At 64.6% G+C, this 6,260-nt stretch carries 5 protein-coding genes and 1 pseudogene; 4 read left to right on the top strand and 2 right to left on the bottom strand.

The genetic code is table 11. From position 1 onward, the window contains the following. Positions 1 to 892: 892 nt before the first annotated feature. Both Q0588_RS16025 and Q0588_RS07960 read left to right on the top strand, forming a co-directional pair. Positions 893 to 1,057 (top strand): SPASM domain-containing protein, encoded by a 165-nt coding sequence (locus tag Q0588_RS16025; RefSeq protein WP_366872754.1) that lies wholly within the window; start codon positions 893 to 895, stop codon positions 1,055 to 1,057. A 231-nt stretch (positions 1,058 to 1,288) separates the two neighbouring features. Beyond that, positions 1,289 to 1,489, top strand: coding sequence for a hypothetical protein (locus Q0588_RS07960; protein WP_298745380.1), 201 nt, complete (start codon positions 1,289 to 1,291; stop codon positions 1,487 to 1,489). Positions 1,490 to 1,898: 409 nt separating this feature from the next. Here Q0588_RS07960 and Q0588_RS07955 read toward each other — a convergent pair whose 3' ends face one another. Together Q0588_RS07955 and Q0588_RS07950 are read right to left on the bottom strand one after the other, a co-directional pair. Next, entirely contained in the window at positions 1,899 to 3,305 is a 1,407-nt protein-coding gene (locus Q0588_RS07955; protein WP_298745378.1) for an ATP-binding protein, read from the bottom strand. Between the two features lie 425 nt (positions 3,306 to 3,730). Further along, positions 3,731 to 3,966 (bottom strand): annotated as a pseudogene (locus tag Q0588_RS07950) (transposase); the annotation flags it as partial. Between the two features lie 205 nt (positions 3,967 to 4,171). Here Q0588_RS07950 and Q0588_RS07945 point away from each other — a divergent pair. After that, the gene (locus tag Q0588_RS07945; protein ID WP_298745376.1) at positions 4,172 to 4,783 is read left to right on the top strand and encodes a helix-turn-helix transcriptional regulator; all 612 of its coding nucleotides are present in this window, start codon (positions 4,172 to 4,174) and stop codon (positions 4,781 to 4,783) included. After that, positions 4,784 to 6,004 (top strand): HipA domain-containing protein, encoded by a 1,221-nt coding sequence (locus Q0588_RS07940; protein WP_298745375.1) that lies wholly within the window; start codon positions 4,784 to 4,786, stop codon positions 6,002 to 6,004. Positions 6,005 to 6,260 lie beyond the last annotated feature (256 nt).

Raw genomic sequence — 6,260 nt, 5'->3', positions numbered from 1 at the left:
CGGGCCGGACCAGGCGGAGCGGCGGCCGCCGCGTGCGGCGTAGAAATCTGTCGCCAGTCCTTGGACTGATGAGCCGGCCAGCGTCCCGGTCTGGGCCCATGACGGGCCGGGCGCCAGCAGCGAGGCCAGCAGGATTCTGCGGTTCAGGAGGGGAGAGCGGTGTGCGGCCATGCGACCGACACCGCGTCGCCAACCTTATGGCAGCCTTAAGGTTGGCGGATTCGTCAGCCCCAGGGCGAAAGATGGCTGCGCCGTCTTCGGACTGAAGGCGAGGACCGTCTGACGACCTTGGGCGAAACCGCGAGCTCATGAAGGATCGCTCCAGTCGGCTGGGCGTAATCGGCCTTACATCTCTGCTCGGGCAGCCCGGAAACTGTTCTCTGGAGCGATCGTCGTCGGCGGGCCCAAGGCGCAGTTTCCCCCCCACCGCGGGTAGACCCGGCGCAAGACGAGGTCGAAATGTCGCCGGACGCAGCGCGGATTGCTGGGTCGCACGCACCTCAGGGCAGCAGGCGGCGGCCGAACATCTCATTCTCGGGAAGTAGTGAATCACCGGTTCCGGCGGGCGGGGGACTGTCATCAACGTTTGCGTCCGTCTCGTTGCTCGATTTCAGAATGTCAGGAGACGGATGGCTATGACATTGTCGGGATCCGGTCGTCCCCAGGGCGCCGCGCCCGGGGGCCGACGTCATCATCCGTCAATCGCGGCAGGCCTTCGAGGAACGTCCACGCTTCGGAAGACCATTGATCGCGTCAGTCGATCGTCCAAGGAGCGGGCGGGGCCGATAGAGAGCGGCGATCGGGCAGTTCCCGTGTGTCTCAGTCGCCACGCGCCTGAGGGTGCTCCCCAGCGGGGAGGTGACCACGTGCGAGCTGTCCCCCTGAATTTTCGGTGGGAGACTTTAATAACCCGTCGCTCACCGAGATGTGGAACGGTGAGCACGCCGTTCGCGTCAGGCAAATCTTGGCGCAAGGCCTGACACCTGTATGTTTGCGTTGCGTGCAACTCTATCTGAACCGACCGAAGGCCCCCGCGAGAGACGTGGCGTATGCGTAGCCCAGGCCTCGCGGCCGCCGGTGATCATTTCCTCAGTGGTCTGCGCCCAAAAATTGACCCGCAGAATCCGGCGACTTTGTCGCTGCACATCACGACCGACCTGGTCAGTACGGTCAGTACAATCAGTACGCGGCTCCGCTCTTGAGCCAGGCCTCCGTTTGGTCGGGCTTGAAGGCGTGTTCGCCCGCGTCTTAACTGTCAGTCGTCGCGTGCGACCCGCAACGAGGTTCCATGGAAGCCCGCATCATCGACGTGACGCCGCCGAAGAAGAAGGGGCAGGCGCGGATCTGGCAGATCGAGACCCGGCCTCATGACCGCGCCGCCTGGGAACGGCTATTGGGGAACGAGCACACATCTACCGACCGGGGGGCGGTGTTGCGGACCGTGACGGCGAACGGCTGGACGCTCGTGGAACAGCGCTTGCGCCGGTGACAATAGGAATCGATGCCTGCCGCGGCCCTGAGGGATGAGGGTCAAACCCGGGCTCGCGGCGTCCGGCGGAAGCGAACCGACATCGCGTCCCGCCGAAGTTCGGCGAGGTATCCAGCCGCCCGCCAATCCGCCGACGGGTGCCCGGGACGCCCGCTGTCCCACAACCACCAGCCCGGGCTCCCGGCTTCAGGCGGGAGCGGCTGCTTCAGGATCCGCTCGACGGAGGTCAGGGAGACGATGACCTCGTCCCCGTGCTGGCCTCTCAAATAGTCGTAGAGGTCCCGCGGTCCGCGCGGGACCTCGGCCGTTGTTGAACACTCGCTCGTGACAGACACACACTCGTCCCGATCTGACCGAACCTTCCTCTACCCGAAATCAACCCGCTCGCCAACGCTAACGGGGAGCTTGGTCACGCCGCGTCGCAGAGCGGCTCGGCCCGGCGCATTGCTGTGCGAATGGCGTTGAGCAGCGCCTCGGTCTGAATCGGCTTCTGAACCACGCCGTCCATTCCCGCCGCCAGATACTCGACCTCGTCTTTTGGATCGGCGTTGGCGGTGAGGGCGAGTATAGGAATGCGCCCGACCGGGCCCGGCAGGGCGCGGATGGCCCGGGTGGCGGCGACCCCGTCCATGATCGGCATCTTCACGTCCATAAGGACGAGGTCGAAGGGCCCCGCTCCCACGGCGGCCACCGCCTCCTGGCCGTTCTCAGCCGTACTGGAGGTGCATCCGAAAAGCTCCAGGACCTTGGAGGCGACGAAGCGGTTCGTGGCGTTATCGTCCACCACCAGTACATGGAGAGTGTCATGGGCGGTCGGTTCGGCGATCCGCCCGGCCTCCTCGCGCAACTCCGGCCCGCAACCGGGCAGACCCAGGGTGAAGCAAAGCCGGGCTCCCCCGAGGGGCGCGCCGGAGGCGGCGATCGTCCCGCCCATGCGTTCGACGATCTGACGACAGATTGCCAGCCCGAGGCCGGCGCCCGCGCCTTCACGCCCGGCTTCGCCCGTGTTGAACGGCTCGAAGACGGCGGCGGCGGCCGAGGCGGAGATGCCCGGCCCGCTGTCGTCGACCGTGGCGGTGATTTCGACCCGCCCGTCGCGCCCCTTGCTTTCGATGGTGACTGTGACGCCGCCTTGGCGCGTGAACTTCAGGGCGTTGCCGATCAGGTTGTTGAGCAGTTGCTTGATCCGGACCTCGTCCCCGACGACCCAGTCATGCCCCTCCGTCCTGCAGGTGACCGTCAGGGCCAGGTCCTTTTCCTCAGCGCGGGGCGTCCAGAGCGCCAGCAGGTCGGCGGCGACCTTGTCCAGGTGCACCGGGGCTGTCTCGAGGCTCATCAACCCGGCCTCCGCCCGGCTCATGTCCAGCGCGTCGGTCAACAGGCGCAGCAGGCTGTGTCCGGAGTCCAGAATGGTCTGGACATACGGCCTCATCTCGACCTGGGTGAGCTCGCGCTCCATCAGGGCCGCCACGCCGAGGACGCCGTTGAGCGGGGTTCGTATCTCATGGCTCATGACGGCCAGGAACTCGGACTTGGCGCGGCTTGAGGCGAGAGCCTTCTGCTCCGCACGGCTGAGGTCGCGGGCAAGGGCGCTCATGGCCTTTGCCCGCCGCTGGTGGATGGCGCTGCCGGCCTGAAGGACGTGAACGCCGGCCCCGACCCCGACGTAGCGGCCGTTCGAGGCCACGACGAAGCCGTTCAACAGCTCGCCCAGGCTGGCTGCATCCACGGACTGGAACAGCGTCTCGGCGTCGGCGTCGGCGTCCAGGACCCGCGGGGCGACGTTCCATAAAAGTCGAGGCGGGACGGCGGGCATAGAGGGCGCGACCGAATTCCGCGGCCATCTTGAGGGTGAAGGCGTTGCGCTCGATAAGGCCTATGGGACGCCGGTCGGCGTCGACGACGGCGATGACCAGCGTATCCGGCTCGGCCTCGAAACGATCGTAGACCTCGGCGCCAGGGGCGTCGGGTCCGATCGGTTCGACCGCGTTCGCAAAATCGCGCAGCCGCGCCATTCGCCTCTCCTTGACACCGAATGGATCGCTAAACGGCGTCGCTTAACAGGCTCTTTGCTCTCTGTGAAACTTTCGCGAGCGTTTTCAGAAGGATAGTCCTTGGGCAGATGATAGCTGATGGCTCATGAGGCAGCGATGGGTGGCGACAGCCCAACTCGCGCGCGACTCTCGGCGACTTCCCTATCCCTTGGTCGGATTTGTGCATTTCGGAGCGCTCTGAATGTCCTATTTGTCGCCTTGGTTTGGCGTTCTCGTCCTCCAGCGCCTTTAGCCGCCGGGCCTCCGACACGTCCATGCCGCCGAACCTGGCCTTCCACTTCTACAAGGTCGCCGAGCTGACGCCGTGACGCCGGCAGACCGTCGTCGTCGCAACGCCGGCCTCCTGCTCACGCAGGATCCCGATGATCTGTTTCCGGCCGGCGTATACGCCGACCTTCAATCCGTGAACCGTGATCGCTTCATTCTGTCCGTCCTTTCGTGGGGCGGACTCTAGCTATTTCTGAAGGAGTTTCAGGGGGCCACGTCACAGGCGGGCGCTAGATGGCCGCTTTACGGCATTGCGATATGCGATAATATATCAGCTAGCGTGATCGATACATTGTTCTACATCAAAACTTGACAGAGCTCGTCTAGTTGAGACAGAATCGCATATCAGCAAGTGATAGTGATGCAGAAAAAGATATCAAAACGCTACAGCCTTGAACAGATCGCACAGGCGATCAGAGAGACGCGGCAGACAAAAGGCTGGAGCCAGCGTGAACTCAGCGCGAGGTCGCACATCGCCCAACCTCAAATCTCCCGTTTCGAGAATGGCGATGTCGATCTCCAACTCTCGAGCCTGATCGAGCTGGCGCGAGCCCTCGATCTCGATCTGCAGCTTGTTCCCAGGTCGGCGCTGCCAGCCGTCGCGGCCATCGTGAAAGAGCGAGAAGAGCGGGCTGAAGAAAACGAACTGCATCACACGCTGAAGCGGCTCGTCCATGAGGTCAGTGTTCTTGAGCAAGCACACCCCCATCTAACGAGCGTCACGCGGTTGAAAGACGCAGCGCTTGAAGTCGAGACGATCTCCTCCCGCTTGAATCCCGTTGTGGCCACCAAGGCGATCGGCGGCGTGGTTCGGCGGTTGGAGGAACTGGCGTCGAGCACGACTCGCTCGCCCGCCCGGTTCTCCCGCGACCTCAAGATCGCGCACGAAGAATTGCGCAACATCCGGACCATAGCGGTCCACGGCGACGACCGCAGGCAGATCCCGGCCTACAGCCTCGATGAGGAGGACTAGATGGCCGCTGATATCCTTGAGGTCCTGCTGGCCGGCCGTCCCATCGGCGCGCTCACGGCGCTCAACGGCGATCGCTCGATCTTCTCATTCAATGACGCCTATGCCGAAGACGAAGCGCGGCCGACGCTGAGCCTCTCGTTCAAGGATGCGCACGGCCGCCTGATCCGCGACTTCAACCACCAGCAAACCCGGCTGCTGCCGTTCTTCTCCAACCTGCTGCCGGAAGGGCCGCTGCGCGACTACCTGGCGAAGCGCGCGAATGTGAAGATCATCCGCGAATACCCCCTCCTTGAGGTGCTCGGGCTCGATCTTCCGGGCGCGGTCACTGTCCGGTCGGCCGGGGAGGGCGCCATTGACGATGGGGCGCCGCCCGAAGCCGTTCAGGCGAAACCCGGCAAAGGCCCGCTTCGCTTCTCCCTGGCTGGCGTGCAGCTGAAGTTCTCGGCCGTGGAGAAGGCGCACGGCGGTTTGACGATCCCGGCCAGCGGCGCGGGCGGCGACTGGATCGTCAAACTGCCTTCGACGCGCTTTGCCGGCGTGTCAGAAAATGAGTTCTCGATGATGAAGCTGGCTGACGCGATGGGCATGGACGTGCCGGAGGTCCGCCTCATGCCGCTTGATGAGATCGAGGGGCTGCCGGAAGGCATCGGCCGGATCGAAGAAGGCGCCTTTGCGATCCGCCGATTCGATCGCACGGAGGACGGCGGCCTCGTCCATATCGAGGACTTCGCCCAGGTCTTTGGCGTCTATCCCGAGGACAAATATGGGAAGGGCGCCTACCGCTCGATCGCCCGGGTGCTCTGGATCGAAACGGGAGAGGCGGGCGTCCGCGAGTTCATTGCGCGGCTCGTCTTCAACACCCTGATCGGCAACGCCGACATGCACCTCAAGAACTGGTCGCTGATCTATCCCGACGGTCGGGCGCCGCAGATCGCGCCCGCCTACGATTTCCTGTCGACGACGGTCTACATCCCCGATGACAGCATGGCGTTGCGGTTCGGTCGATCCAGGCTCATGACCGATCTGAGCATCGACGAAATGACCTATATGGCCGCCAAGGCCGGCCTTCCGGAGACACTCGTGCGCCGGGCGGCGCTCGGGGCCGTCGAGCGCTTCCGGGACGTATGGCCGCGTGAACGACCGAACCTGCCGGTCTCGAAAGACGTCGCGGCGGAGATTGAGCGGCTGCTCGCGGCCGTGCCGATCGCCAACGGTCGATAGGCGCCGCCGCCGCCCCTTTTCGTCAGCGCCATCCCGGGCGGACTGGATGGTGGCGACCAGCGCCCGGCGTGGTGGGCGCCGGTCAGGTCAGCACCGAGCTCGGGGTGATCGCCGGGCAATTACCGGGCGGTTGTCATACCGGATGCCGGTTGGAACTGCTGCTGCGTCCGGACGACATCCGCGCCAAATTCGAACTCGACTTCCTGCGTTTTGCTGAAGCCATGGACATGGTCTTGCCCGACCCAAAGGCGTTGGA

Source organism: uncultured Brevundimonas sp., assembly GCF_937870815.1.
Lineage (GTDB): Bacteria > Pseudomonadota > Alphaproteobacteria > Caulobacterales > Caulobacteraceae > Brevundimonas.
The sequence above is the reverse complement of the archived record's forward strand: the minus strand, read 5'-3'. Positions and strand labels throughout refer to the sequence as shown.